This is a genomic window from Sulfolobus tengchongensis (assembly GCF_036967215.1).
In the GTDB taxonomy this organism is placed as follows: Archaea; Thermoproteota; Thermoprotei_A; order Sulfolobales; family Sulfolobaceae; genus Saccharolobus; species Saccharolobus tengchongensis_A.
In genome coordinates, this window is record NZ_CP146016.1 from 2,398,159 (window position 1) to 2,423,854 (window position 25,696).

Annotated in this window: 29 protein-coding genes and 1 tRNA gene; 19 read left to right on the forward strand and 11 right to left on the reverse strand. The window is 34.1% G+C overall.

The window, feature by feature from the left end:
- Nucleotides 1-7 precede the first annotated feature (7 nt).
- The 7 genes from V6M85_RS11730 (at nucleotide 8) to V6M85_RS11760 (ending at nucleotide 4,193) form a co-directional block, all read left to right on the forward strand.
- The gene (locus tag V6M85_RS11730; RefSeq protein ID WP_338600306.1) at nucleotides 8-1,195 is read left to right on the forward strand and encodes a glycosylated S-layer protein, SlaB; all 1,188 of its coding nucleotides are present in this window, start codon (nucleotides 8-10) and stop codon (nucleotides 1,193-1,195) included.
- Nucleotides 1,196-1,854: 659 nt separating this feature from the next.
- On the forward strand, nucleotides 1,855-2,022 hold the full coding sequence (locus V6M85_RS11735; protein WP_338600308.1) for a HEPN domain-containing protein: 168 nt from the start codon (nucleotides 1,855-1,857) through the stop codon (nucleotides 2,020-2,022).
- On the forward strand, nucleotides 2,022-2,225 hold the full coding sequence (locus V6M85_RS11740; RefSeq protein ID WP_338600310.1) for a hypothetical protein: 204 nt from the start codon (nucleotides 2,022-2,024) through the stop codon (nucleotides 2,223-2,225). Before V6M85_RS11735 ends, V6M85_RS11740 begins: the two co-directional genes overlap by 1 nt.
- Before the next feature lie 20 nt (nucleotides 2,226-2,245).
- On the forward strand, nucleotides 2,246-2,719 hold the full coding sequence (locus V6M85_RS11745) for a nucleotidyltransferase domain-containing protein (RefSeq protein WP_338600312.1): 474 nt from the start codon (nucleotides 2,246-2,248) through the stop codon (nucleotides 2,717-2,719).
- A gap of 544 nt (nucleotides 2,720-3,263) precedes the next feature.
- Nucleotides 3,264-3,527, forward strand: coding sequence for a hypothetical protein (locus tag V6M85_RS11750; protein WP_338600314.1), 264 nt, complete (start codon nucleotides 3,264-3,266; stop codon nucleotides 3,525-3,527).
- Entirely contained in the window at nucleotides 3,520-3,909 is a 390-nt protein-coding gene (locus V6M85_RS11755) for a hypothetical protein (protein ID WP_338600316.1), read from the forward strand. Before V6M85_RS11750 ends, V6M85_RS11755 begins: the two co-directional genes overlap by 8 nt.
- Before the next feature lie 80 nt (nucleotides 3,910-3,989).
- Nucleotides 3,990-4,193 (forward strand): hypothetical protein, encoded by a 204-nt coding sequence (locus V6M85_RS11760; protein ID WP_338600318.1) that lies wholly within the window; start codon nucleotides 3,990-3,992, stop codon nucleotides 4,191-4,193.
- Between the two features lie 645 nt (nucleotides 4,194-4,838).
- Here V6M85_RS11760 and V6M85_RS11765 read toward each other — a convergent pair.
- Nucleotides 4,839-4,914, reverse strand: a tRNA-Gly gene (locus tag V6M85_RS11765).
- A 529-nt stretch (nucleotides 4,915-5,443) separates the two neighbouring features.
- Here V6M85_RS11765 and V6M85_RS11770 point away from each other — a divergent pair.
- Together V6M85_RS11770 and V6M85_RS11775 are read left to right on the forward strand one after the other, a co-directional pair.
- The gene (locus tag V6M85_RS11770) at nucleotides 5,444-7,588 is read left to right on the forward strand and encodes an FMN-binding glutamate synthase family protein (protein ID WP_338600321.1); all 2,145 of its coding nucleotides are present in this window, start codon (nucleotides 5,444-5,446) and stop codon (nucleotides 7,586-7,588) included.
- Nucleotides 7,588-9,567: a glutamate synthase gene (locus V6M85_RS11775; RefSeq protein WP_338600324.1), complete on the forward strand. Its 1,980-nt coding sequence runs from the start codon at nucleotides 7,588-7,590 to the stop codon at nucleotides 9,565-9,567. The genes V6M85_RS11770 and V6M85_RS11775 overlap by 1 nt, the downstream gene beginning before the upstream one ends.
- Here V6M85_RS11775 and V6M85_RS11780 read toward each other — a convergent pair.
- A complete protein-coding gene (locus tag V6M85_RS11780) occupies nucleotides 9,554-10,621 on the reverse strand; it encodes a glycosyltransferase family 4 protein (protein WP_338600327.1) in 1,068 nt (355 codons plus the stop codon). The two genes, V6M85_RS11775 and V6M85_RS11780, sit on opposite strands and share 14 nt — an antisense overlap.
- An 18-nt stretch (nucleotides 10,622-10,639) precedes the next feature.
- On the opposite strand from V6M85_RS11780, the gene V6M85_RS11785 reads away from it, so the two are divergent.
- Nucleotides 10,640-11,524 carry a glycosyltransferase family A protein gene (locus V6M85_RS11785; protein WP_338600330.1) on the forward strand — a complete coding sequence of 295 codons (885 nt, stop codon included), beginning with the start codon at nucleotides 10,640-10,642 and terminating at the stop codon, nucleotides 11,522-11,524.
- Here the strand turns inward: V6M85_RS11785 and V6M85_RS11790 are convergent.
- The 4 genes from V6M85_RS11790 to V6M85_RS11805 form a co-directional block, all read right to left on the reverse strand.
- Nucleotides 11,492-12,733, reverse strand: coding sequence for an amidohydrolase (locus tag V6M85_RS11790; RefSeq protein ID WP_338600333.1), 1,242 nt, complete (start codon nucleotides 12,731-12,733; stop codon nucleotides 11,492-11,494). The genes V6M85_RS11785 and V6M85_RS11790 overlap by 33 nt on opposite strands.
- Entirely contained in the window at nucleotides 12,703-13,371 is a 669-nt protein-coding gene (locus tag V6M85_RS11795; protein WP_338600336.1) for a diphthine--ammonia ligase, read from the reverse strand. Before V6M85_RS11795 ends, V6M85_RS11790 begins: the two co-directional genes overlap by 31 nt.
- A 380-nt stretch (nucleotides 13,372-13,751) precedes the next feature.
- Nucleotides 13,752-14,342 carry a molybdenum cofactor guanylyltransferase gene (locus tag V6M85_RS11800; RefSeq protein WP_338600339.1) on the reverse strand — a complete coding sequence of 197 codons (591 nt, stop codon included), beginning with the start codon at nucleotides 14,340-14,342 and terminating at the stop codon, nucleotides 13,752-13,754.
- On the reverse strand, nucleotides 14,320-15,489 hold the full coding sequence (locus V6M85_RS11805; protein ID WP_338600342.1) for a molybdopterin molybdotransferase MoeA: 1,170 nt from the start codon (nucleotides 15,487-15,489) through the stop codon (nucleotides 14,320-14,322). The genes V6M85_RS11800 and V6M85_RS11805 overlap by 23 nt, the downstream gene beginning before the upstream one ends.
- Nucleotides 15,490-15,524: 35 nt before the next feature.
- Here V6M85_RS11805 and mobB point away from each other — a divergent pair, with 35 nt between their 5' ends.
- The 3 genes from mobB to V6M85_RS11820 are packed head-to-tail and all read left to right on the forward strand — an operon-like array spanning nucleotide 15,525 to nucleotide 17,435.
- Nucleotides 15,525-16,034, forward strand: a complete 510-nt coding sequence (gene mobB, locus V6M85_RS11810) for a molybdopterin-guanine dinucleotide biosynthesis protein B (protein WP_338600345.1) — start codon at nucleotides 15,525-15,527, stop codon at nucleotides 16,032-16,034.
- A complete protein-coding gene (locus V6M85_RS11815) occupies nucleotides 16,018-16,740 on the forward strand; it encodes a CBS domain-containing protein (RefSeq protein WP_338600348.1) in 723 nt (240 codons plus the stop codon). Before mobB ends, V6M85_RS11815 begins: the two co-directional genes overlap by 17 nt.
- The gene (locus tag V6M85_RS11820) at nucleotides 16,737-17,435 is read left to right on the forward strand and encodes a class I SAM-dependent methyltransferase (RefSeq protein ID WP_338600351.1); all 699 of its coding nucleotides are present in this window, start codon (nucleotides 16,737-16,739) and stop codon (nucleotides 17,433-17,435) included. The genes V6M85_RS11815 and V6M85_RS11820 overlap by 4 nt, the downstream gene beginning before the upstream one ends.
- Here the strand turns inward: V6M85_RS11820 and V6M85_RS11825 are convergent.
- Both V6M85_RS11825 and V6M85_RS11830 read right to left on the reverse strand, forming a co-directional pair.
- Nucleotides 17,422-17,835 carry a hypothetical protein gene (locus V6M85_RS11825; protein WP_338600354.1) on the reverse strand — a complete coding sequence of 138 codons (414 nt, stop codon included), beginning with the start codon at nucleotides 17,833-17,835 and terminating at the stop codon, nucleotides 17,422-17,424. The two genes, V6M85_RS11820 and V6M85_RS11825, sit on opposite strands and share 14 nt — an antisense overlap.
- Nucleotides 17,811-18,230, reverse strand: a complete 420-nt coding sequence (locus tag V6M85_RS11830) for a hypothetical protein (protein ID WP_338600357.1) — start codon at nucleotides 18,228-18,230, stop codon at nucleotides 17,811-17,813. Before V6M85_RS11830 ends, V6M85_RS11825 begins: the two co-directional genes overlap by 25 nt.
- Before the next feature lie 96 nt (nucleotides 18,231-18,326).
- On the opposite strand from V6M85_RS11830, the gene V6M85_RS11835 reads away from it, so the two are divergent.
- Genes V6M85_RS11835 through V6M85_RS11850 form a run of 4 tightly spaced genes read left to right on the forward strand, consistent with a single transcriptional unit; the run spans nucleotide 18,327 to nucleotide 20,749 of the window.
- On the forward strand, nucleotides 18,327-18,563 hold the full coding sequence (locus V6M85_RS11835) for a hypothetical protein (RefSeq protein ID WP_338600360.1): 237 nt from the start codon (nucleotides 18,327-18,329) through the stop codon (nucleotides 18,561-18,563).
- A 5-nt stretch (nucleotides 18,564-18,568) separates the two neighbouring features.
- On the forward strand, nucleotides 18,569-19,207 hold the full coding sequence (locus tag V6M85_RS11840) for a metal-dependent transcriptional regulator (protein WP_338600363.1): 639 nt from the start codon (nucleotides 18,569-18,571) through the stop codon (nucleotides 19,205-19,207).
- A complete protein-coding gene (locus tag V6M85_RS11845; protein WP_338600366.1) occupies nucleotides 19,200-19,538 on the forward strand; it encodes a hypothetical protein in 339 nt (112 codons plus the stop codon). The genes V6M85_RS11840 and V6M85_RS11845 overlap by 8 nt, the downstream gene beginning before the upstream one ends.
- 8 nt (nucleotides 19,539-19,546) lie before the next feature.
- Complete coding sequence (locus V6M85_RS11850) at nucleotides 19,547-20,749, forward strand: glycerate 2-kinase (protein WP_338600369.1); 1,203 nt, start codon at nucleotides 19,547-19,549, stop codon at nucleotides 20,747-20,749.
- On the opposite strand, the gene V6M85_RS11855 is transcribed toward V6M85_RS11850, so the two are convergent.
- Entirely contained in the window at nucleotides 20,728-21,240 is a 513-nt protein-coding gene (locus V6M85_RS11855) for an NADH-quinone oxidoreductase subunit B (RefSeq protein ID WP_338600372.1), read from the reverse strand. The two genes, V6M85_RS11850 and V6M85_RS11855, sit on opposite strands and share 22 nt — an antisense overlap.
- A gap of 129 nt (nucleotides 21,241-21,369) precedes the next feature.
- Between V6M85_RS11855 and V6M85_RS11860 the strand changes: the two genes are divergently transcribed.
- Complete coding sequence (locus V6M85_RS11860; protein ID WP_338600375.1) at nucleotides 21,370-22,446, forward strand: L-threonylcarbamoyladenylate synthase; 1,077 nt, start codon at nucleotides 21,370-21,372, stop codon at nucleotides 22,444-22,446.
- Nucleotides 22,424-23,110, forward strand: a complete 687-nt coding sequence (locus V6M85_RS11865) for a biotin--[acetyl-CoA-carboxylase] ligase (RefSeq protein ID WP_338600378.1) — start codon at nucleotides 22,424-22,426, stop codon at nucleotides 23,108-23,110. The genes V6M85_RS11860 and V6M85_RS11865 overlap by 23 nt, the downstream gene beginning before the upstream one ends.
- Here V6M85_RS11865 and V6M85_RS11870 read toward each other — a convergent pair.
- The gene (locus tag V6M85_RS11870) at nucleotides 23,102-24,367 is read right to left on the reverse strand and encodes a TldD/PmbA family protein (RefSeq protein WP_338600381.1); all 1,266 of its coding nucleotides are present in this window, start codon (nucleotides 24,365-24,367) and stop codon (nucleotides 23,102-23,104) included. The genes V6M85_RS11865 and V6M85_RS11870 overlap by 9 nt on opposite strands.
- Nucleotides 24,360-25,694, reverse strand: coding sequence for a zinc metalloprotease TldD (gene tldD, locus V6M85_RS11875; RefSeq protein WP_338600384.1), 1,335 nt, complete (start codon nucleotides 25,692-25,694; stop codon nucleotides 24,360-24,362). The genes V6M85_RS11870 and tldD overlap by 8 nt, the downstream gene beginning before the upstream one ends.
- Nucleotides 25,695-25,696 lie beyond the last annotated feature (2 nt).

Below are 25,696 nucleotides of genomic sequence, written 5' to 3' on the forward strand. Positions count from 1 at the left end.
AAAGGTTATGAAAAAAACATTCGTTTTATCTACCCTCATATTAATCTCACTTGCAGCATTAGTAAGTACTGCAGTATATACATCTGGAAATGTAACTTTTTACAGTCCTAGCGTTAATGGTCAAATATACTATATAGGGAAATCCATAACTATTGATGCAGCGGTACCTCAGCAATTTGCTGGTGACGCTGCAACCATAAATTTCTTCTTCCCTAATTCTACTTTAGCAGCTACTATACCTACTACAGTTAACTCTACGGGAGGAATTTACGTTCCTAACGCCTATACCTTCCCTAACGTTATTGGAATATGGCAAATCACGGTTGAAATAGCCGGAGGTGTTGCTGTGGGAACGATAAGCGTTAATGTAACTACTACCAAAATAGCTCCAATAATTCTAACCTTACAGAACTTAGCAATGTATGAAAATACTTATCCGCAGTTCGTAGAATTTGCTAATGGTGTTATAACTGCTGTAGTTATGCAAAATGGTACGGTAAACTTAATGGGATATGTTTATAATTCGACAGTAGCTCCAATATCTGGTGCCAATGTAACTTTAGTTCTTAACATACCTACAATAGGAACTAAGACGTTCACTACTACAACTTCGAGCAATGGTTCGTTCTCATTAAGTTTCCAAGTACCTGCGCTTGCACAAAGTCTGTCATTGGTTTCCTCATATCTAATTAGTGGTACTTTAACCGTGACGTACGGTATACACACAGTAACTTATAACTTGTTCATTTCAGCTATACCAAACTATCTGAGTACGATTGTGGCATTAAACAATGAGATTAATGTGTTAAAGAGTGAGATTGCATCCCTAAATGCAACAATAGCTAATCTAAATAAGAGTTTAGGAAGTGCAAACGCGCAGATCTCTAATTTGCAAAGTGAGATATCGAGTTTAAGTAGTGAGATAAGTCAATTAAACAGTACTGTTAGTTCCTTAAGTTCTCAACTTAGCTCATTGTCTTCACAATATACTACTTTGAATAGTGAGGTTTCAAAATTAAATAGCAATATAAGTAGTTTGAGTGCAAGTCTTAACGCTTTAAGCGCTGAGGTTGCGAGCTTAAAGAGTTCAGTAGGTAGTTTAACCACAATAGCATATGGTGGTATAATAGCAGGAATAATAGGTATAATAGTTGCCATTGTTGCAATAGTTCTAGTAATGAGGAGAATAAGTTAAAAAGATTTTTTATTTTTTTAGCCTCCTAATTCCTAACTAATTTATTCCTAAGGTCTGTTGTTAGGCACTTTAATGGCCTATGTAGAAAGATATATGGAGGGAATTTAATGTAATAGTATAATCTTAGTAAATATAGATACTGCTTCCTTAGCAATGCTTTTTAAGGCTTTTTGTTGAAAATTTTTATTAAACTTAACGTAAGGTCAGATTTATTCAACGTAATATCTAATTCACTCGTTATTTGAGGACTCCTTATTTCTAAGCAATAATTCTTAACTAGTATTCAGCCATGTTAAAATCTGGAAAGTGACAATAGGGTATTTGTGACTTAAAATTGCTTAAGTCTTTCTTAAAATTTCGAAACAACATTTCTTGTTATGAGTTTCCTCTTCCTACTAGTTCTCTCTGTAGATTAGTCCAATTTTTAGTTATTACACGCTTTGCCTCTAATGATTAAACTAACTTGAACTGAGGATTCGTAGTAGCTAGAGAGATAAAAATCGATTTTGCTAAAAAATGTTTTTTAAAGACTTATAATACCTTATAGGCCTCCTCCGTTTAAACAATTATTTTTAGTTATTTGAATTTTAGATGCTAAATGTTACTGCTTCTAGCTAGATAAGTGAGATTTATAATAACTTAAAACTAATTATTATGCAGTGATTCCTAGCAAGTACAGAAAATTTGCAAAAGCCTTTTACTTCATTTCACATAAAGACATAAATAGGGCTAAAAGAGCGTTAGGGGAAAAAGATTATCCTCTATGCTTATTTTATGCACAACAGAGCGTAGAAAAGCATCTAAAGCTAGGCTTGAGGTTAAATTAGTGTATAAGAGAGAACATGATATAATTGCAGACGTTGCAAATAATTTGCAAGATCTGGGAAAAGAATTAGATATCGTATTAGAAGCCCTAGACTACTTAAGCAACGCATGGAATATAGCTAGATATCAATTTCTAAATGGAAATGAGGTAGTTGAACCTGAAGAATATATAAGTGAAGACATGTGCAAGGAAGGAATTAGATAACGCTGAAGAGGTGACTAAGATTGCAGAAAGTTATCTCAAAAAATATGGAATTATTTGAATTAGCAACAGAACTTATCTTAAAACAAGGTAAAGAAAGTGTATTGGCCATCATATTCTTTGGTAGTAGAGTAATTGGAAAATATAGAGAGAATTCAGATCTAGACGTGTTAATAGTTACAAATGAGCAAATTGATTTTAAGGAGACTAGATTGACTTTCCTTAGGCAAACTGGTATTAAATTAGATACAATAGTCATGAGTGAGAACACTTTTGAAGAAAACTTCACTTTAGGAAGCATAATGATGGGTATTAGCATAGCCTTTTGCATAACATACGACAAGATAAATGCTTACAATAAAATAGTAAGATGGAGCGATGAAATAGAGAAATATAATGCTAAGTTAGTTTTACCTTACGGTGAATTCGTTGTCGGGAAAATGTTGAAAAAGTGCATTCGTGAAGATAGCCGTATTATGAGTTTTGGGTCTCATTGAGCTTTATTTACTTTGTGTTTACATCTCAACCTCTTATAGAGCTATCGCATGGAAGGAAACTGCTACAACTTACCATCAACTGCGATAGGATTTCTTGAATGTACATAAATGTTAGAATACATTAATGCTACAACCAGATTATACTCTTGTAACTGTTATAGGTAACAATTATCTAATACCATTAATGTTAGCAGAGTCTGGAAGCACGATATTTATACAAGCTATAAGATCTTTGATTTGATCATTCGATATAGGAAGCACTCAGTACTACACAAATAGCGGGTATCATTAAAATTACCATTAGGTGAATCGTATAGTAATGTTAAAACATTGAATAATAAAATATATTCTTAAACAGTATTTGGATAGTATCTGCGATAAGCTATCTAAGTCAATTCTTTTTTAAGTGAAACGGTTTGACTATTCAAGTTTCCTTTGTAGATTGTAATTAGTTAAACTAAGCGAGACGAATAAAATTGATCTATCATTTTCAGTAGAGGAAGTCAGATTTAATTATTTAAATTAATTGCATCATATTATAAATATGGAACAGAATTTTAACGTCTCTTATAGTTCTAATCTCGTGGTCTCAGCTAATATTTACATGAATTATCCAATTGAAATTATTGCAGATCATGAGTTTGGTAACTTGCTAGTTGAGTTTAAGGATAGAAAACCAGTGAAAGATGCTGAAGGCGAGGCATTTGTAATCATAGGAGTAGATGAGCGAGGAAGGCTTTCTTATATTTCAATTATCCCTGATGATGAAGATCTAAAGAAGCTGATTAAGGAGATTAAGAATGCTTGAAATAACTGATTATCAAGTTATTGAATCTCAAGAGGGAGTTTACGAGATAAAGACTGAAAAAGAGAATCTTATAGTTAAGATTATCCCAGTAGTTGTGAAGATGTATAAAGAAGACGACAAATTAGGTATTGTAATTAACAACGTGATAGTTGCTACTACTGATAAACCGTCTTTTGGGCCTTTATGTAATCCTTCGATGCTAAGTTCTCGTTCTGCAAATATCATAGAAATAAAGGAGATCAGAAGGCCCTCAGGGAGGATTAAAATTCAAGATAAAGAAATAAATGTCCAAATCATGGTAACTAACATTTCAGTTTACGATGGTTATAGAGATAATTTTGGTTCGCTTTGTGTAGTTGTAAGTACGGTGACTGTATATTAAGCTTGTATTTACTAAGCATGCAGAAGATCAGAAACTTCTAAGAGGACAAACATTAGCAAATAAGTTTGGGATGGAAGTTTATGGGGGAAATTGATAGGAAAATAGAACAGTTTGCTAATAATCCAGATGGAAAGAAAAGGTCAGATTGTACTTATTCGTCTTGTGTGAAATTAGACATCAATGACTTATATTTAGTGATTATATTCACAATTGAAGGAGATGTTATTAAAGTAGTTATGTTATTTCCTACAAATAAGCGTAGTTCGATTGAAAAGTTTTGTTAACCTTTTGGAGTTAAGGGAGTGGAAGACCACATCAGTGACAGTAGTAAACACAAAATCATCCTTGAAAATAAATTGAACTTGTTAAAAAGTGTTTGCAAAATTTTAGTGTATTTAGATATAAATTTATCGTTAACATTCTCTAGCAGAATCAGGGAGAGGCACTGCATTATATCTCCTATGACAGTTGAACTAATTCACACTGCGAATTTGTAGTAATCTTGCCCATATACATGTCTAGAGTGTTTTTACTACTTCTTTCCCGTAAAGTTAAGGGTTAGAGCTTATATGTCGTATATTTCCAAGAGTTTTCTAAGCGTCTTAACTGATAATGGATAAAGCTTATATTTATAACTTGATTTATGAATTTTGAAGTAGTTGTAAAGGAGTGCTAGTTGGAGATTTTTCTTTCTTTACATAACGCTTTTGCTGCTGAACTAAGTCATAGTCTTTCTATAAGCTTTGCTACTATTCTCTTCTTCTGAGTTTTATTTAGCTATGTAGTGTCAAATACTCTATTTCACTTTTTATTTATATTTATAAGTTTTATTTATAAGAAAGTGATACTGTTCCAAAAATAAGGCTTGCTGTTCCATTTACGCTTTTATAAAGAGTATAATACGCTCTTTCAAATTAACGTAGAATGTATGCGGCCGCCGGGATTTGAACCCGGGATCACCGGCTTGGAAGGCCGGCGTCCTAATCCAGGCTAGACTACGGCCGCACTGCAAATATAGTGAACTTATAAGGTATTTATGTTTTTCCGTTTATTACTAGAAGTTGATCTATTACCTTTCGTCTATTTTATCGATAATATTTTGGTGCTAGGGAGAGTGAAATCCCCGGTAAATACCTATTTATATAAAAATAAAATGGCAAAGGAAGTTAGAATGAGGGCTTTTGGTAAAATTATTTAAGTTCAGTAAGCTTGTTTAGATAATCTAAAGAAAATAACTAAAATTGTAATATAGCCTAAGGTAACCCGTGTTTATTTTTTATATCAGAATACTTTTCATATTATAAGCTATCTATTCGTACGCTTTTCGATTTTTATACGAAATATATAAAAACTATTCATAGTTGTCCATATGGTTTGAATAATAGTTTCAACTATTTACAATCAATAGTTTAATCTGCGAACTTATAAGGAAAGCAAATTATAGTTACCTTATATAAATTAGAACTTTTCCTTACCATACTATTTCACATAAACAGTTATATAATATAATTCTTATAGTTATTTCGCGGTAAGCTTGCTCATATACAACAAATATCTACCAATCCCAAAGCAGTTTAATGATGAGTTTTGGACTATCGAGAAAATAGAACATATCAGATATCTTTCATTAACTGGAAAGCCATTCAAAATATTTAATGAAGACATTAACTCGTTGAGAATATTAGATAGGGTTAGATTTAAGCTTGATAAGCCAACTTCCATTTCTTTGACTCCAAAGGCTAATCTAGAACTAGAATTTTCTGGAATATATATGAAGTCTCCATTATATTTAGGAGATATGTCGTATGGTGCCTTAAGTGGTAATCCAAATATAGCAATAGCAACTGCTGCTGATCTGACTGAAACTTTAGCCGGTACTGGAGAAGGTGGATTGCATCCTGAAGTAGCTAAGCATAAGAGAATTTTCGTGCAATGGGCATCTGCGAGATTTGGCGTTGATATCAAAGTTTTAACTGCTGGTATGGGAGTAGTTATAAAGATTGGACAAGGTGCTAAGCCGGGTATTGGAGGTCATTTGCCAGGTAATAAGGTGACTGAACCAATTTCAATAACTAGAAGAATACCAATAGGTATTGATGCCATATCTCCTGCTCCTCATCACGACATTTACTCAATTGAGGATTTAGGGCAAAGAATAGAGGCTTTGAAGGAGGCTACTGGAAAACCAGTATTCGTTAAAGTTGCTGCTACCAATTACATTCCTTATATAGTTTCTGGGATCGCTAGGATGGGTGCAGATGGCGTTATAATAGACGGTCATGGAGCTGGAACTGGTGCGACTCCAGTTGTGGTTAGAGATAACGTTGGTATACCTATAGAGTTAGCAGTAGCCTCCGCTGATAAGATTTTGAGGAGAGAGGGATTGAGGGATAAGTTCACGATTATAGCTGCTGGTAGAGTTTCCTCGGCAACTGATGCAGCTAAATTAATTGCCTTAGGTGCGGATGTGGTTAGTGTCGGTACTGGCGCTTTAATAGCGATGGGCTGTGTAATGGTTCATAAGTGTCATGTTGGTTCATGTCCAACTGGGTTAACCGCTAAAATCGATGGAACTAGGGTTGTTGATGTGGAATTTGGGGTTAAAATGCTTATTAACTTCATTAATGGGTTCTCATTGGAGTTGGCTAATATTCTAGATAATTTGGGTTTGAATAGCGTTAAGGAGCTCAGAGGTAAGAGGGATTTACTTTACGCGCATGGACTAACTAAGGATACTTTAGAAATTTTGGGCATTGAGGGTAGTGAAGATGAACCTAATCCTAAAATGGGTGAGTTATGGAATAGAAGAATTATTGCTTACATGCATGAGTTAATGAATAAGGGTAACCCGGTAATAACTAGCATGGGCAGTACTGCTCCCCCAGATGTGGAAAAACCGGCTAGGATAGTAGATTGGCTTAGATCAGATGGAGCACAAGTTACTAGGCCTTCAATAGATCCTTATCGAGAGGATGTAGATACTTCCTTTTATCTTAAAGGCGGGGAAATATATCTTTCTCTTCCGATAATTTTCGATATATCTGAAGCTCCTTATGAGTTTAAGGAGGCCTTTAGTTGGAGTGCTTTAGCCTTATCCTCGGCAGTTTTCGATTATGAGACCATGGATAAATACGCTGAAGTCTTCATTAGTAATGATGGAAAGGGAATTGCGAGATGGAGTAAGAACGATGTTGATGAAAATTCCTATCTCTTAATTCCAGCTGATGAAAGTGTAATTGATGAAGTAGTGGGAATGGGTGTTCAAGGATTTATAATTGATGAAGACAGTGGGAACAGTGATTTAGAGTTAGTGGTTAGTCAACTCGATACTAGGTTAAAAGAAGTAGGTGTTAGAAATCATTATGATATTTTAGCCAAATCAAGTAGGCTTAGGCACTCTGCTGATGCCTTTAAATTAGTCTTATTAGGTGCTGATTCAGTTATAATGCCCTATTTCATTTTGGAGAAGGCGATAGGCGAGGGAAGTAAGGGTAATTTAAAAGAGAAGGCTTTCAGTCTCGTTGCTGGAATGAAAAAGGAAATAGCTTTACTTGCTGGAGCTGCTGGAGTTTACAGCGTTCAATCCACTTTGACCGGAAATAGGGAATTATTACGTTCAATTAATCTGAATTATGAGGTTAGGAGGATACTTAGAATTAAACCTGCGGGGTCATTATAATGGTAGAGTATTATCCTTCTGGTTGTGGAGTTCTCGGTATTTTAAGGAAAAAGAATGCTCCAAAAGTAAAGGGTAATTTAGTGGTAAGAGCTATAGATAGAGTGAGATATAGAGGAAGCGATAAAGGTGCTGGATTTGCTGTATTTAATTTGGAGAGGAGAAATTACTATGTAGTTAAAGCATTTTATGATGGGGATCCAGAGGAGTTAAAAGAGATTTTTCTTAGGCATGGAGTAAGAATTGAAAATGTAGAATTAATAGCTAAGCATTCAGATTTATGTGATTGTAATCTTATAGCGTTGGGAGATTTGAATCAGATTAAAAAAGCTATAAGGGATATAAATGAGACCATATGGAATAGTGAAGGAAGGAAAGGTAGAGTATATAGTGTTGGAAGTTCTCTTCACGTATATAAAGGAGTGGGGTATCCAAGGGACGTAGCTTCAAAATATAACGTTGAGGAGTTAGAAGGTGATTTATGGCTAGCTCATACAAGGCAACCTACTAATTCACCGGGATATTATCCGTTTTGGTCTCATCCGTTTTCGTCATTTAATGTTGCCATAGTACATAACGGTGATGTTAGTTCTTTTGGAGCTAATGTTGAATATTTAACTTCTAGGGGGTTAAGTAGCTTTGTAGGTACTGATAGTGAAGTTTTGGCTTTTTTATTTGAGGAATTAATTGAGGAAGGTCTAAGCATTGAAGAAGCTATTAAGATTTTAATTAACCCCTCAAGGAGATTTAATGCGCTATCTAGAGATGTTGATTATTTGTATAGGAATGCAAGGTTAGATGGACCATTTACTGCTGTTATTGGTTATGATGCTGGGGATGATTTGTATTTAATTGCAATTGCTGATAGGGCTAAATTTAGGCCTGCAATAATTGGTGAAGATGAATTCTATTACTATGTTGCTAGTGAGGAGAATGAGATAAGGGAAATAAGTCCTAAGGCTAGAGTATGGACTCTTAAGCCCGGTTCATATTTTATAGCATCTTTAAATAAGGGTGTTATATCCTATGGAAGAAGTAAAGAAGAGTTAATGACTTTCTCTCCACCGCCTATAATGTTTCCAGAAAGATATGATATCAATGCGTACAATATAGGGTATAAGGAATTAAACTATGAGATTCTCAAACTTGCTAAGGAAGGAAAGAGGGAGATAACAGTAGCTAATGTCCTAGGTCATAGGTATATCGGGATAAACTTACCTGCAATGGGAATAAATAATTTGAGAATTAATCTTTATGGAGTTGTTGGTAATGCAATGGCTAATTTAAATGAAGGTAATGAGTTTTACGTATATGGGAATGTAGCCGATGATTGTTGTGATACTATGCATGGCGGTAAAGTCGTAATATATGGCGATGCTAGAGATGTATTAGCGCAAACTTTTCAAAATGGTAGAATCTTCGTTAAAGGTAACGCAGGTAATAGAGTTGGTATCCAGATGAGGGAGTATAAGGATAAAAGACCTTACCTTATAATTGGGGGTATTGTGGATGATTATCTAGGTGAGTATATGGCGGGCGGAGTTATAGTAATCTTTGGTAAGGGATTTAATGGAGAACCGGTGGGCAATTTTGTGGGTACTGGTATGGTTGGAGGAAGAATATATATAAGAGGTAGGATTTCTACATCTAAACTAGGATTACAGCCACCTAAATATGAGGTAATAAGGCTTTTAAGAGCGTTGTATATTGATGGATTAATTTCTTCTGAAGAATACGAATCACTGAAGGACAGTGAATATATTGAGATAATGGATAAATTAAAAGGTGAAGCTAAAGAATACGCTAAGAAACTGTTTGAGGAGAAGATTGGGGTTCCCAAATATGAATACAGAGAGTTAACTGAGGACGAGTTTAAGGAGTTATTACCAGTTATAGAGGAATATTCAAGAGATATGAATGATAATTCCTATGTTGAACTTCTGAAAGAGAAGTTTACTATCGTAAGTGCTAGGAGATTATAGAGCTGATTTTATCAAAAATTTTTTGCTTGAAGTTTTCTTTATTAAAACTTAGTGCTCTTCTTTTCATTTCTCTCCTTAGTTCTATATTTTTATTTTCGATTAATTCCTTAAGAATATCCACTGCTTCTTCAATATTTGAATACGAGAATTCTGGAACTACTTCATAAGCTCCACTTTCTTTGGGTACAATAGGAATTGTCCCAGTAGCCATTGCCTCTATAACTGGTATTCCGAAGTGTTCTCCCACAGTGGGATGGAAATAGACTTTAGCCTTAGAAAGTATTTTCGATAATTCGTCCCTAGGTAAATTAGTGTAGATTTCTACATTAGCGTTTAATTTTCTCTTCATTTCATTTAACTTTTTTAGATAACTCTTTTCATTTAGAGATCCAACTATCACTCCTTTTATTCCACTCTTAGCTGATAAAAGTATGGCATTCTCTAGCGTTTTTCCTCTCTCTATTCTAGCTACTGTTATGAAGAAATCTTCTCTTTCATTTTCATTATATGCCTTCAGGAAATATTCTACATCAACAGGGGGATAAATAACATCTGGTTCACTAATTTGATAAACTTCAGCTATTGCTTTAGCTGAATAACGGGAATTCGCTATTATTTTTGCCCTCTTCGCTTCATCTTTTATTCTGTTAATTATAACACGAAACGGTAATAAGTAGAGTTTCCAAAATAATGACCTATTATATTTGCTAGGTAGATTAGATATTGCAGGTGCCCCTGAATATATTATGTGGGGAGCTATATCGGAAAGTGGAATAGGTATTCCAGAGGCGTTAAGATAGAGATCCGGTTTTATTTTTTTGGCTGTAAAATACGTTAATAATCTTTGGTACTTATCTAGTTTTGGTAAGTGAAAAGGCAAGGAATATATTGACGGGATTGTTCTGTCATAAGGTTTTGAGAAGCTTACTGCTATATAGTCTATATTTCTTTCGTTAAGCATTTCAAAAAAGGTTTTGTAAACGTTTCCTTCCCCACTATATCCTTTACTCATTCCCAGACCATGGGCTATTACTGCAACCTTTATTTTCTTCATGCCACATTTTACTTTTAGATGGTTCAGATTATAATACCAGTGGGTCCTAGCGATAAGGTAGATTGGGTTAAGAAAAGTGTGCTCTCTGCTCTATCACAGCCAGTTGATGACGTTATTATTTATGACAATAGTCAAAGAGATGATATTTCCAATCTCTTTCAAGAGATTAACGATAAGATAACTTATATTAAAGATAAGAGAATGAGAAAAGTAAATATGGCTAAGTTACGTAACAAAATGCTGTCATTAGCAACTGATAAATACGTTATTATGCTTGATAGCGATGTGATAATACCTAAAGATTATTCTATAAAAATTGTAAATAAGTTAGAGAGTGGGATAGCGTTTAGCTGGATGCATTATGCATATTCTGAAGATGAGATAGAAAAGCCTTTATCTTTGACTGAACTCAATCCCAATTTAGGCTGTGCTGGAGTAAATCTAGAGATAATTAAAAAGATTGGATACTTTGATGAAAGATATGAGAGAGATGAAGACATTTGGCTTTATGCTAAATTAAAGAAGAGTGGATATAAAGTAGAACCTGCTGAAGGGAGATGTTTACATCTTAATAAAGTGCATGCTAGACTTGACTTTTCTTCGTCTCTTTCTGAGGCTAGAAGAAATTTATGGAGAAGTAAATACGACGTAATGTTAATTTTTGATGGTCTTACAGACTTTACTTTTCTAACCGGTTACTCATATTATGGAAGTTATTACATATTGGCTATTCTTTCAGTTTTCCTTCATCCTCTAGCTCTTCTTTATGTACCCCTTATAGGCTATGGTATTTACTACTATAAGGGTTTCAGAAAATATTTATTGAATTTAGTGCCAGGCCTAGCCTTGGCGATTTCGTTTCCTTACGGATTAGGGTATAATATTATCCAAAAGTTCAAGTAGTTCTTTCCTTCTTTTCCTAAAAAGCTCTTTATGTTTTTCCTCATCATAAACTAATTTCCCGTTTACTATGACTTTCCGTACGTGCTCTCCAACCGCATTATACGCTATATTTGAGAGTATTCTATCCTTTTTTAACGGATATAAATTATCCTTCTCCAATAGTACTATATCAGCGACATATCCTTCTTCTATTCTTCCTCCTTTTATTCCAATTAATTTATATCCCTCTTCCGTTGATGCCTTAAATACGTGGTGTGCTTTTATTTCAACATCCCAATACGAATGCCTTTGGAGTAATACAGCATTTTTCATCTCTCTGAACATATCTAAAGAGTTATTACTTGCTGGCCCATCGGTACCTATAGTTACGTTTACTCCTTTTGTTAATAATTCTTTAAATGGAAAAAATCCTGCAGTAGCTAACTTCATATTAGATGTTGGACAATGGGTTGCATGTCTTACGTAATTTAGTTCCCAGCTAGCTACCCATCCTAAATGAACCATTTGCGAATTTTGTGCCATATTTAGTTCATTAAGCAACTCTACTGGAAATTTTCCATATTTTTTCTTTATCTCGTATATCTCTTTTCTTGTTTCAGATACATGGATATGAATCCAGGTGTTCATTTCCTCAGCTAATTGTTTAGCCAACTCCAACGTTCTTAACGAAGCAGAATATACGCTGTGAACGTTAACAACTGGCCTAAACAGTTCACTTTGTTTGAGTAGTCTTTGTTTCTTATCTATTTCATAGGGTTCAAAAAGGTCATCAAGAAACGTATAGCCAGCATAAGCTCTTATCCCATACTTCTCAGCTAGACTCTTCACTCCATCAGGGTTAAAGTACATATCTATAAATGCTGTGGTACCTTTTGATAACATCTCAATAATGGCTAGTTCTGAGGAAATATTCATCGCATCTAATGTAAATGTTTTCTCATATTCCCACATCTTTTGTAACCATTCATTTAGTTCTGCGTCATCATAATATCCACGTAAAGATATCATTGGAGTGTGTGTATGAGCATTAACCAAACCAGGGATTGCAACGTAATTGGAACAATCAATTTCGTCTCCTTCAGATTCTCTTCCTATCGTTTTTATGTAACCGTCTTCTTGTATAACTATATTGACGTTTTCCAGTACCTCATCATAATTTACAACAAACTTACAATTCTTTAATGTATATTCTTTATTTCGTATCTCCACTCGTACTCACTTATTTTTCTTAATTCTCCTTCAACTTTTAATTGTCTTTTAAATAGAGGAGCATATATTACGAAAGTTTCTGCTTCACCTCCCTCAAATGCGGGATTAAATCCATATTTTCTAGCACTTGTAATTATCTTCTCTACGTCTTCTTCGGTAATTTCCTTACCCAAGAGATTAAAAGGAAAGCCATACGCAGAAGCTGAGGTTATTATAAATTTGAATCCTTCTCTAACTAACCATCTCATGTACTCCTCTTGGTTTTTTCTCCAGAGTGGTGTGAACGTTTTTAATCCTAATTCCTCTGCTATTAGACTTATATTTAATCTTTGATAATCTGAAAGTAAGGCTCCACTTATAATTCCTTCAGCGCCTTCCTCTTTAGCCTCTAAAAGAACGTTTCTGAGGTCTTCTAACTCTTTCTCTTTTTCTCCACTAGTGTTAAAGGTGATCAGATTAAATCCCATTGCATCTGCTTGATAGCGTGTGTAAATCACGTTAGGATATTGGAACATCCATGAATCTTCTCTTTTAGGTATTAACGTTATCAGACATATAACCTCAAATCCTTTTAAAACTGCCCAATGTAGTGCATATGTACTATCTTTTCCCCCAGAAAATAAAGCACAAATCTTCATAGGTTGTAAAAGGTAAAAAAGGAGTTAACTTTAATATTTTACTCCTTAATACGCTATAGTACTTTACTTCTTTTTCTGCTCTCCGCCACTTTGTTGCTGTTGTCCGCCTTGCTCCTTCTTCTTCTTGGCCATTTTGTATCTGATAAAAAATCATTTGGAAATACCTAATAAGCGTTCCTAATGAAATTTTAGTCGAATGTTATCGAAAATCTTCTACGTAGCTTTTGTAAATCATTTTATCATTTATCTTTTTATTATACATTCCGTTGAGAAAGACAACGCAAATTTGTAGAAAGTTTTCATTTTTCTCTCTTAATAGAATTTGTTTTGCCAATGGAATTCTTCTTTGTTAATCCTTGATCTCTTTTTCAAGAAAGAATTTATGTTATATTAATAATTATTTTTGTCACTGTTTTTATTCTAATAGGTTTATAAATGAAGTCCGTTATCCTATTGACATTAATTAGGCTGTATAATGACGGGTCTATTTTCATGAGTTCATCAGTTCCTACTAAGTATACCGAAGAAGAAAGTCTAATCAAATCAAAAAGTCTATTAACTTTATCAATATTTTCTTCGAGAAACCTGGTAGAATAGCACCCCAATAATGGTTGAGGTTCTTCATCAATAGGCATCACAATATCATATGGCTTATTACATAGATATTCTACTAAATTTTTAGTTAAAAATGGGAAGTCGCACCCAGTTATGAATACTCTGTTCTTATTCACGTAATTTAAACCTTCTTTTACACCCTTAATTGGTCCTTTGTACTCTCCATTTTCTAGAACTAAAATTCCTTTACTAACTCTCCTAGGAGACCTAGATACTATGATAGGATAGTCAAACTGCTCAACTAACCTTTCCAGCATTGTTTTAGAGTTTACCTCAAAACAGCACTTATCTGATCCAAATCTACTTGATAATCCACCAGCTAGGATAATGACGTCATATGAAAAGCTGTAACTCAATTTCTTCCCCTTTTCTGTAAAGTACATTTCTTTTAAGTATACCAAAAGCGTTAGCTTTTGTTAACACGCTATATAGCCCGACTCCCCATCTGAGAGGAATTGCCTCATTTCCCTTAACTGTAAACAAGTACAAAGAATCCATTGTGTGATTAACGTAAATGTCCTCTGCTAAATAACTCTTTACGTACTTCTTTAAATTGACCTTTAATATGTTAGACAGAACTAAAAGGCCAAATTCATGAAATGACGTAACTGCAGATACCACTTGTCCTGGCAATATTATTATTGGCTTTCCATTTATTTTACCTACGCTGCCTCGTTTAATTACGTTTATTGATACCCCTTCAAATAGTATCTCACCTAGCTTATTTACTGCCTTTTTGACATAATCTTTTTCACCTACTGAGGATCCACCTATGGATATTATTATGTCAGAGAATTCTAGGGCTTTCTCAATTTTCCCCATCACATCATTTAAATCGTCTCTTGCCACTCCCAAATATCTTACATTACCGAATTTCTCTAAGATCTTCAATAATATTGGAGAAATAGAGTCTACTATTTTACCTTTTTCTGGGGTCTCAAAATTAGTTATTTCATCTCCATTTGCAAATATCGAGAAGTTTATGTCAGAGATTTTAACATTCAATATTCCTTGTTGAACTAGAAGACCTAAATGGTAAGGTGTAATCTCTTCACCTTTAGATATCAGCACTTGACCAGCTTTTACGTCTTCTCCTTCTTCCCTTACGTTTTTACCCTTTTTTACATCACCCTTAAATATTACATAGTCTCCCTCAATTTTAGAATTCTCTATTGGAACTACTGTATCTGCGTTTTTAGGTAAAGGTCCACCTGTTGTTATATAGTACGTTTCACCTTCCTTTAATTCTTCAATTTCTGGAGTATTGGGATATATTTTTCCTACTAACTTTAATTTTCCATATTTTAAATAGTCATCGTACCTAATTGCATATCCGTCCATTGCAGACAATGGTCTCTCTGGTATACTTATCTTAGCGATCACATCTTCTACTACTATTTTCCCTACTGCTTGAAAAATGTTGATAATCTTCTCTTTTTTATCAACGCTGAAACTAGTTCTGATGATCGTTTTTCTAGCTTCATCAATTGGGATAAGTGTCACAATTTAATATCTTAATATTCACACTAATATATGATATGGCGTGCATATTTCATGTTATAGGCAAAAAGGACGTTGGTAAGACTAGCGTAATAGAGAAGGTAGTTAAAGAGGTTAAGAAATACGGTTTAAAGGTTGCTGTAATTAAACATTCTCATCATAAATTGGACTTATCTGGAAAAGATACCGATAGATATAGAAATTCCGGGAGCGATTATATTATATTTCAAGAGGGCGAATACGAATCTGTATTATTCATGCCTAACGTCTCTTCTCTTTCTCTTATCAATGTACTACCAGCTGATGTTGTTATTATAGAAGGTTTTTCAAATATCGAGATAGGTAAGAAGTATGTCATTAATAGTGTGGACGAAATTGAAAATCTCAGCAAACAAATTTTGAACGATGTAAAAAATGAGTGCAAAAAAGAAATTAGAAATTTAAAGCTAAATGGGATAACTACAGCTATCACTTCTGATCACCCTTTGCTGCTAACACTTTATAACTTAATGACAATATTAGGACTTAGAGATGTCTCTTCGGATTAATGGTTCTGATATCATATCGCTTGATCCTAACGCATATGTGGTAGACGCTCTATATTTCATGAGAAGAAATAATGTAAGAAGATTAGTTGTGAGTAACGTTAATGGGATTATTGGCGTGTTTACAATTGAGAATGCTATTAAGCAGATTATGGAGAATAAGTTAGAAGTAAAGTTAGGTGAGCTGAAATTAAGAAAACCAGTATTTGTCGAAAATAACAACATAAAGGATATAGTAAGGGCTATGGTTAATGAGAATTCTGATTTCGTAATATATAATAAAAGAATCATCATAACCGAGAAGGACGTTGTGAGAAATTTCGATTGGAACTCAATTAAAGAAAATGTAAAAAACATAAGCAAGGAAGCAATAGTTGTTTTTCCTTATACAAAAATCTCTACCTGCATAGAAGCAATGCTTAAGAATAGTATAAGACACTTGCCAGTGGTTAGTGATATCCCTTTAGGTATAATCAGTGCAAGGGATATAGCTTATTCCTACGATACAATTACTATAAATACTAATGCGGAGAAAATTATGAACGTCAACTTAGTTAGTGTAGGCGAGGAGAGTGAATTAGTGGACATAGTTAGATTAATGAATGAAAGAAGTGTAGGTAGTGTGCTGATAAAGACTGGGTTAAAGAACAAAGTTAAGATCATCACTAACAGAGATTTAATAAAGTTGATTTTTAATTATATATCGTGATATTTGCTTGTCCTATAGATAAGACTAATATAAATGATAATTTGGAGTGCGAAAAAGGCCATAGATTTAACCTTATAGATGATGGGATCTATGATTTCTTACTAAAGGACGTTAAGACTGATAGGTTGTTAGAGAGAATCGTACCAATCTACGAGAACATATGGGCACCATTAGGGATTCTGATAACAAGTGGTAAGACGTACTCCTTTTTACTTAGCGAGATTGCCAATTTTATAGAGGGTGAAGTAATCATTGATGTAGGTACCGGTACTGGTAAGATTTTTGATTTTTTACGATGCAGTACTTGTGTAGGCATTGACGTATCTATAAGGTTTTTAAAATATTTGAAAAGAAAGAGAAGCAAAGTGGTAGCTGTAAGGGGAGATGCTAATAATCTTCCTCTTAAGTCTGGTATAGCGGATGGAGTTTCTTCCACTTTAGTGTTGCATATGTTGTCTAATCCGTCTTTTGCAATAAAGGAGATTAATAGAGTTCTTAAACCTAATGGTAGATGTAGCGTAATCGTTTTGGGTAATGTAAATTCAACAATGGCTAAGATATTATCGAGGTGGTGGAATGTTAGTTTGAGACATTATGACTATTACGTTAATTTATTTTTAGAAAATTCTTTAAAAGTTGTAGAAAGAAAGGAACTTGGTCCCTGGGAAATAATAAAGTGTGTTAAGATCTCATGAACAATGTCGCTGATAGTGCTAAGAAGCTTAATCCATTTATGAGCTCTAACACTTTTTCGATGATTCCAGCTATAACTGGTGTATAAGCTAGTATTAATACACCAGAAACTATGAAAATGAAGAATACTCCTAAAAGTGCAGTATAATAAAGCTCACCATCACCCGCTAATAATCTAAACAATTTTTCACTTCCCGTAACTCCAAATACTACTCTCTCTACTCCAAATACTATCCCTAACATGTAGAATAATATGGGACTTATGCCAAAAAATAATGCGGATTGGATTTCTTCACTATTTATTCCCGTTTTCACTATTAATACTATCGACGTAATTAATAATACTATTCCTAGTGTTATACTCACCAATCTTTTTCTTATTTGCTTATTGATATGGGCCATCCTAATACACCAATTAATTTTTCTCCCATTTCAATATCTACTAACTCACCTAAAAATATTCCCCCAATTGTACCTAAAAGTAATCCAGCAATCCCCCCAAGATAGTATCCCGCTAATGCACCTAAGGCTCCTCCGGCCATTTTACCTAAATAACTATCACTTATTTGATATATGGTAGCGAAATTATAATCGCCGTATTTGCCGTTCTTAGATAAATAATATGATAAATCTAAAATTGCTTCTTTTACTTCACCTAGATCCTTACCTTTGAACAATGTCACGTAATATTCTTCTCCTTTATTTTTTCTAAAATATATCGGAATGAATCCAGCTTGTCTTAATTCCTTAAATGACGTTCCTTGTCCTCCTCTTATCTTAAAAATAACTTTGTACACAACATGATATAATGCAAAATTTTTATTTTAATATTTTGCTTGTTCGTAGTTAGAACCTAAACTTTATTTTGATATATGAGGAAAGTTATAATGAAAATGGCGTCTGAAGCACAAAAGTTCTATGCAATAGCTAAGGCATATGGTTTTGAGATAGAAACAAAACTACATGATCATATATCAGCTGCTGTTGACGAGGCTATTGATAGGATAAAAGCAACGTTACAAAAGGAAGGGTTAAGTGGAAAGAAAATAAATGCTATGATAGAGGTTTTCGCTAAAGATGAGAGAGCTTCAAATTTAATTGAGAGTATAAAAACAAGAATTACCACATAGCTATTATGGTTGAGCTATCAGAACCATTAGAAAATTACTTAAAGGAGATTTACGAGCTAGAAGAGCTTAAAGGAAGTGCGAAGGTTTCAGAATTAATTTCTATTTTTAATATTTCTCCGGGAACAATAAGTAAGGCGTTAAATAAGCTAGAAAAATTAGGATTAATAGAAAGAACTAGGGATAGAAGGATAAAGCTAACTGAGGAAGGAAAAAGAATCGCTGAAAGGTTAATAAAATCTCATAGACTTAGTGAACGCTTGCTAACGGATATAATAGGGCTAGATTGGATAAGGGCGCATGAATTAGCGCATAGGCTTGAACATATTTGGCCTGATGATGTAATGGAGAAAATAGATAAAATACTTGGTTTTCCCACTACATGTCCCCATGGTCATCCCATAGAGAATAGAATAAAGATTAACGGTAAGAAATTATCCGAAATTAATCAAAGTGGTAGATATAAAGTTGCTATGATTATCAGGGAGGAACAATGGATTTTGAGAGAAGTATCACAGTTGGGTCTGAAGCCTGGAGTAATTATCGAAGTCATAGAGAATAATGGCAAAAGTATAAAAATTAAAATTGGAGAAAAAACGGAAGAAATAAGTAAAATTTTGGGTGATCAGGTGCTGGTAGTTGGATGAGCTAATGAAGAAGATTCTTATCCATATTTACAAATATGGCCCAGATAATCCTTGGTATATGAGCAGAAGGTTGTTAGGAGAGAGCGGATGGGCTCCAAAATATAATGAAAATGAAATTGAGGAGGCGTGTAAGAGGTTAGAACAATTGGGATATTTAGTAAGATTTCAAGGTTCTCTTAAACGATCTGTAACTTCCTCTGTAAAACCTTGGTTAAAAGTTAAAGCTAAGGAGTTAGACCACAAACCTAAAGGAATTTATTATGACTTAAGTAAGGAAGGGAGAAAAGTTGCCTCAATGTTGTATAAGGAATATAAAAGAGATAAAAAATAGATACCTACATGAAAGAAATTATTAAGAAAATACTTGAGTTTTCAGATCCTTATAGAGCTTTACAGGAGAAAGTTAGAATAAATGATAATACGATTAGTTTTAATGATGAAAGAGTTTATTTTAAAAAGCCGATTTTAATTGCGGTTGGTAAGGCATCAATACCCATGGCAGAATTCTTTAGACAGAGGATATCTCTAAAAGCAGAGATAGTCATCACACCTAAGGGCACTAGCAAAGGAGGCGATGTCATAGAAGCTGGACATCCCCTACCAGATGAGAACAGTATTAAAGCAGGCAAGAAAGTATTGGATTTATTACTTAATGAAGATTATGATCTGGTAATATTTGCAATATCTGGCGGTGCTTCAGCGCTTTTGGAATACTCCGATATACCCATTGAAGAATTAAAGATGATAAATAAACTCTTGGTTACCTCTGGAATAGGAATTGATAAGATAAATATAGTGAGAAAACACCTATCTAAAATAAAGGGAGGTAAGATAATAGAATATGTAAAGGATAGAGCACCGGTTATTTCCTTCATCGTTAGTGATGTGCCGGGCAATGATATAAGTAGCATTGGTAGTGGACTTACTAGTATTGATAAGTCTACGATAAATGATGCTCTAATGCTTCTAAGAAAGGTAGGTCTAGAGAATTATGCAAAATATTTAACTGAAACTCCTAAGAGTTTTTCTAGAACTATTATAAATTATTTAATATTAGATAATATGGAAGTCCTTAAGAAGCTTTCAAACTACCTAGGTAATTCATTGATCCTCACTTCGGAGGTAAGAGGAGAAGCTAAAGATGTAGGCGTTTTTATGGCTTCTATTTACAACTCTTCTGAGAACTACGGTATACCGCTAAAAAGGCCATATTATCTATTATTAGGAGGAGAACCAGAAGTTACGATAAAAGGAAAAACGGGAAAAGGTGGAAGAAACGGAGAAGTCTGCCTATCTTTTTTGAAGTATGTAAAAAAGAGTGGTAAATTTGAGTTATTGAGTTTCGCTACTGATGGAATTGATGGAAATTCTGACTATGCAGGTTGTGTAATAAGCTCAAACACTAATATAAATGAAGATGAAATAAATGATGCGCTAGAGACTCATAATAGTTATGGTTTACTTGAGAGATATGAGAGTACCATAAGAACTGGCTATACATATACTAATGTAAATAACATTTATGTATTAAATGCTCCTTGAGTTCTTATCTTCTTCTGTAGTGTTAATACTGCTCTCGCTATAGCCTCTGGTCTAATTGGACATCCTGGTACATATAAATCAACTGGTATCCCTACATCTGAAGGTAGTACAGTATTGTAAGAATTCCAGAATATTCCACCTTCAAGTATACAAGCTCCAAGTGCTATTACAAATTTGGGCTCTGGCATCTGGTCGTATACAATTCTTGCTGCTCTGGCCATCTTTCTAGTTAATGTTCCTTCTATTACAAGTATGTTAGACTGTCTTGCAGAGGAGAAGGGTAACATACCATATCTTTCTGCATCAAATCTAGCTGCTGCAAAAGCTCCAAATTCTGTACCACAACAAGAGGTAGTAAAGTGAGGAGGCCATAAGGAAAATGAAATTCCCCAATCAATTAGAGATTTTATGGGTTTTCTATTGATTAACCATTGTGCAGCCTTTTTAGCTACTTCATTTAAATTACCAACTAATAATGTTTGTTCTGTCATGACTATGACTTATTTGATCACACCTTTAAATAACTTTATTCAGAGATCACCTCAACTATCATCAAACTCAACTTTCCCTAGATCATCATCGATAAATATATTTGTTCCTAAATCTTTAAAGTTAAAAATATGACCGAAGTAATTAAGGTTGACCCTTTATATCCAGAATTAGATAAAATAAAGAGAGCTGCTAGTGTAATAAGAGCTGGTGGCACTGTAGTCTTTCCAACAGAAACTGTTTATGGGCTCGGTGCTAATGCTCTTAATCCAGAAGCTGTGAAGAAGATATTTATTGCTAAAAATAGACCTATGGATAATCCGTTAATAGTTCATATAGAAAGATTAGATCAACTTCAGGAAGTAGCTATGGAAATACCAGAGGAAATAATTAATATAGCAAAGATAGTATGGCCAGGTCCATTAACTTTCGTTTTAAAGAAAACCGATAAGGTTCCTAAGGAAACCACCGGCGGATTGGATACAGTAGCAGTAAGGATGCCTGCTCATCCAATAGCTTTAGCTTTAATAAGGGAAAGTGGAGTTCCTATAGCTGCTCCCAGTGCCAACTTAGCTACTAAACCTAGTCCTACTAGGGCGGAACATGTAATTGATGATCTTTATGGAAAAGTAGATATGATATTAGATGGCGGAGAAACTTTTTTTGGTGTTGAGTCGACAGTTATAAACGTAACCGTAAATCCACCAGTACTATTACGTCCTGGCCCATTTAGTGTAGAGGAGTTAGAGAAAATATTTGGAAAGATTGTTGTTCCAGAACAAGCTAAAGGAACTGGAGAATTTAGTGTAGCTCTAGCACCAGGGATGAAATATAAACATTACGCACCGTCTAAAAAATTATTAGTTGTAGAAAATAGGGGCATATTGAGGGATGTGATTAAAGAATTAATAGAAATAGGATACAGAGTTGCCCTTCTCTGTGCTAAGGAAGTATGTAAAGAATTTCAAGCGGAAAAGGTCGAAATTATAGAGTTAGGAAGTGAACGTAATTTATACGAGATTTCTAAAAACTTATTTGATAGTTTCAGAAAATTAGATAAGCTAGATGTAGACATAGGTGTTATTCATAGTTTTAGCGAGAGGGGCATAGGGTTGGCTATAATGAACAGAACTAGGAAGGCATCTGGTTTCTCCTCTATTTATAATAAAGAGGATGTGTGGAAATATGTTAGTGATAAGGTTAAGTAAGGTGACATCTACACAAGATTTCGCAGAAGCCATCAGTAATATGTTATACGAGGATTTTTTAGTAATAGCTGAGGAGCAAACTAAGGCAAGAGGAAGATTAGGAAGAAGCTGGTATTCCCCAAAGGGTGGATTGTGGTTTACGTATGTTAAAAAGAATTTTAGAACGGAAGAGATTCAAATGTCTGGTCTGAAGGTGGCTATTGCAATACTTAATGTCTTAAAAAAATTTGTAAGTCCTAAGATAAGATGGCCAAACGATATAGTAGTAAATGATAAGAAAATTGCTGGTATCTTAATTGAGGCAAGGACTTATGATAACCCTGACGTTGCAGATCTTTTTATTGGAGTGGGAATAGACGTTAACGTAAAGAATTTTCCTAATGACATTGATGCTACTTCATTATACTTAGAATTAGGAAGGGAAGTATCAATTGATATAAGTGATGTTACGAATAAGATAGACGAGGCTCTAAAATTAAGCGATAAAGAGGCAGTTGATATTGTAAACCAATTCCTCTCTATAAAGGAGAGAAATGTAATGCTTAAAGGCGAGAATTGGGAAAAGACGTGTAAGGCCTTGTTCGTGGATTATATGGGCAGGTTAGTCACTGAATGTGGAATTTATGAGGTTGAGGAAGTTCATAAGGTTGATGTTTTAGACTAAGGAAAGTCCCCTTACCCTAAGCTTACCACTAACTACCTTACCATAAGCTTCAATATCCTTTGAGCTACTTACTACATTTTTGAGTAATTCTTTAAGGTTTCCCGTAACAATCACTTCTCTTAAGCCCTTTTTCTCCTCTTTTTTATTTATCCAACTTACACTCGCAACCAAGCTGAAATTTCCAGAACTTAAATCTGCAGTATCGATACCTTGTACTTGATCTATTACAACGCTATTATCTTCTACCTCATGCTCGCTATTTCTATGTTTCACAACGATATTTGAGAAATCTATAAGGGGTAATGTAAAATATGATGGAATTAAAGAATCTATAGTTCTAGAAGCTGAACTAGTGTTATCTATTGAGGCTTTTATGGACCAATATGTATTGCTTAGAAAAGTTTTTACTATTCCATTTTCAATTACATTGTTAATCTTAGAAGGATTACCTTCATCATCAAAAGATCTACTAAAGGGTAATGCTGAATCTAAAGGGTTATCAATTATTTCTAAATCTTCATTTATAAGCTCTCCCAACTTAAATGGGGTTATTCTCTTAAAATAGCTCTTAGCGGAAAACAATGAAGGGAAGAGTGATGAGAATATGGAGTCCAACGCTTTTTGCGTAAAAGTTACGTCATATCCTTTCACGTCTACCTTTTCTCTTTTTCTTAATATTTTAGCCTTTTCAATTATTGTCTCCTTTAGTTTATCAAGTTTGATATCATGATTTCTTGAGAGGTTATATTCATAAATTTCTGGAGAGTTATTGTCGCTATTAGCTAGAATTTGTATTAGAAATAATCCTCGTTTTTCACCTACGTCAACTCCTTCGGTATTAATTATTGAGATTTCGTAATCTATTATTGATACCGATATTGAAGTTAGATTTAATTTATCCTCTAAGTCATTCATTTCTGAAACTACTTCCTTTACCTTATCCTCAGCGTTTTCTAACTTATATAATCCATTAAGTTTCCTAATTGGCTTTCGTGATGGTAAGACATTAGCCTTATCTGAATCCCCTAATTTAGCCACTTTTAATGCGTCTTCTAGAATCTTATCATCAAGTTTCTTAGAGTAAAGGTAACCCATTCTGTTATTACTATCGATTACCCTGATCCCATAGCCATTTTCCTCTATTTTTATTGGGATATAATATTTATCTTTAGTTATAGTATATTCTTTGAGTTTAATCGAGAATATTTCAGCAGAGATTCCTAATTCCTTAGCTCTTGAAATTATTTTTTCATACATATCCTCCCACCTTGAGTCTCTTAACCCTTACATATGGACCCCCATCACTAACGTGTACTTCTTGCCCCCCTTTACCACAATACCCATTAGACATACCAAAGTCTTTAGAGACCAATTCAACCATTCCCAATGCTTCTATAGTATATCCTGATATGCCGACATTTCTTAAAGGCTCTTTTATTTGACCATTTTCTATTCTATAACCTTCTTGTATCGCAAATTGGAAAGTACCATCTGCACTGGTTTCACCACCTACGGGAGATACTAAATAATATCCTTCCTTTATTCCCTCAAATATTTCATCTAAACTGGAATTTCCGGGTAACATATAGGTATTCCTCATTCTAATTAAAGGTACGTTTCTGTAATTCTGCGCTCTAGAGTTTCCGGTTGGTGGTTGACCAAGATATGCAGAATAGTATCTATCAGTCATGAATTCCTTTACAACACCTTTTTCTAAAATTTTTACCTCTCTTCCCTCAACTCCTTCATCATCATAATAGATTAAGGTAGATTGAGGATAGTTTCCAATAGGAAGATCAGAAATATTTAAGAAGTCTTCTCCTATTTTCTTTCCCCTTAACTGATATAGTAAACCATTTACAGCAGTGTCGGCTTCAGCAAGATGACCTACTGCTTCATGAGTAAAGACCCCAACTACTTCCGGGGCTAGCACTACCGGATATTCCCCACCTTTTGGCACCACTCCTTTTAATTGATTTTCTAATCTATGTCGAAGTTTTTCTAAGATCTGATTGATATCAAATGTTTCTAACACATAACCAAAATGAGTAGTGATAATCTCGGAAACTTCAGCTGTGATATCGCCTTCCCTTGCTATTATGAAGATGGATAGACTCGATAAATTGCCATCAATTGTTATTTCCCTATCTTCTGTACTATAATATTCCTTGTGAAACTTCTCTTCAGAATATTTTAGGGTAAATGACCTTATACTGGGATGTAAACTTTTAATTTGCGTTGCTATCTTATCTAAATCTGAACTCTCTTCTTCTATGCTCTTACTTATATCCTTACCTATTTTTACACTATCGTGCTTAGATGGTAAGTAGACTATATTAACTCTTTCATCACCGTAAGTGTTATTCACAACGTCTTCAATTTCTCCCTCATCGATCTTGTTGGTCACTTTAAATCCTAAATTCCTATTAGTTATTACCCTAATTGAATAACCTTCATCTATACCATATCTACTTACATATTTTCTATCCTCAGTGATGGTGATACTACTAGTTTTAACTCTTTCAAATCTAATATCAGCAAAGCTTGCTCCTAGGTTTTCTGCTCTTCTTAGATATCTAAACATAC

Coding starts and splice junctions, on each gene's coding strand:
- V6M85_RS11730 (WP_338600306.1), top strand. CDS start 8: ATGAAAAAAACATTCGTTTTATCTACCCTCATATTAATCTCACTTGCA.
- V6M85_RS11750 (WP_338600314.1), top strand. CDS start 3,264: ATGGAACAGAATTTTAACGTCTCTTATAGTTCTAATCTCGTGGTCTCA.
- V6M85_RS11755 (WP_338600316.1), top strand. CDS start 3,520: ATGCTTGAAATAACTGATTATCAAGTTATTGAATCTCAAGAGGGAGTT.
- V6M85_RS11760 (WP_338600318.1), top strand. CDS start 3,990: ATGGGGGAAATTGATAGGAAAATAGAACAGTTTGCTAATAATCCAGAT.
- V6M85_RS11775 (WP_338600324.1), top strand. CDS start 7,588: ATGGTAGAGTATTATCCTTCTGGTTGTGGAGTTCTCGGTATTTTAAGG.
- V6M85_RS11780 (WP_338600327.1), bottom strand. CDS start 10,621: ATGAAGAAAATAAAGGTTGCAGTAATAGCCCATGGTCTGGGAATGAGT.
- V6M85_RS11785 (WP_338600330.1), top strand. CDS start 10,640: ATGGTTCAGATTATAATACCAGTGGGTCCTAGCGATAAGGTAGATTGG.
- V6M85_RS11795 (WP_338600336.1), bottom strand. CDS start 13,371: ATGAAGATTTGTGCTTTATTTTCTGGGGGAAAAGATAGTACATATGCA.
- mobB (WP_338600345.1), top strand. CDS start 15,525: ATGGCGTGCATATTTCATGTTATAGGCAAAAAGGACGTTGGTAAGACT.
- V6M85_RS11815 (WP_338600348.1), top strand. CDS start 16,018: ATGTCTCTTCGGATTAATGGTTCTGATATCATATCGCTTGATCCTAAC.
- V6M85_RS11825 (WP_338600354.1), bottom strand. CDS start 17,835: ATGGCCCATATCAATAAGCAAATAAGAAAAAGATTGGTGAGTATAACA.
- V6M85_RS11835 (WP_338600360.1), top strand. CDS start 18,327: ATGGCGTCTGAAGCACAAAAGTTCTATGCAATAGCTAAGGCATATGGT.
- V6M85_RS11840 (WP_338600363.1), top strand. CDS start 18,569: ATGGTTGAGCTATCAGAACCATTAGAAAATTACTTAAAGGAGATTTAC.
- V6M85_RS11850 (WP_338600369.1), top strand. CDS start 19,547: ATGAAAGAAATTATTAAGAAAATACTTGAGTTTTCAGATCCTTATAGA.
- V6M85_RS11855 (WP_338600372.1), bottom strand. CDS start 21,240: ATGACAGAACAAACATTATTAGTTGGTAATTTAAATGAAGTAGCTAAA.
- V6M85_RS11860 (WP_338600375.1), top strand. CDS start 21,370: ATGACCGAAGTAATTAAGGTTGACCCTTTATATCCAGAATTAGATAAA.
- V6M85_RS11865 (WP_338600378.1), top strand. CDS start 22,424: ATGTTAGTGATAAGGTTAAGTAAGGTGACATCTACACAAGATTTCGCA.
- V6M85_RS11870 (WP_338600381.1), bottom strand. CDS start 24,367: ATGTATGAAAAAATAATTTCAAGAGCTAAGGAATTAGGAATCTCTGCT.
- tldD (WP_338600384.1), bottom strand. CDS start 25,694: ATGTTTAGATATCTAAGAAGAGCAGAAAACCTAGGAGCAAGCTTTGCT.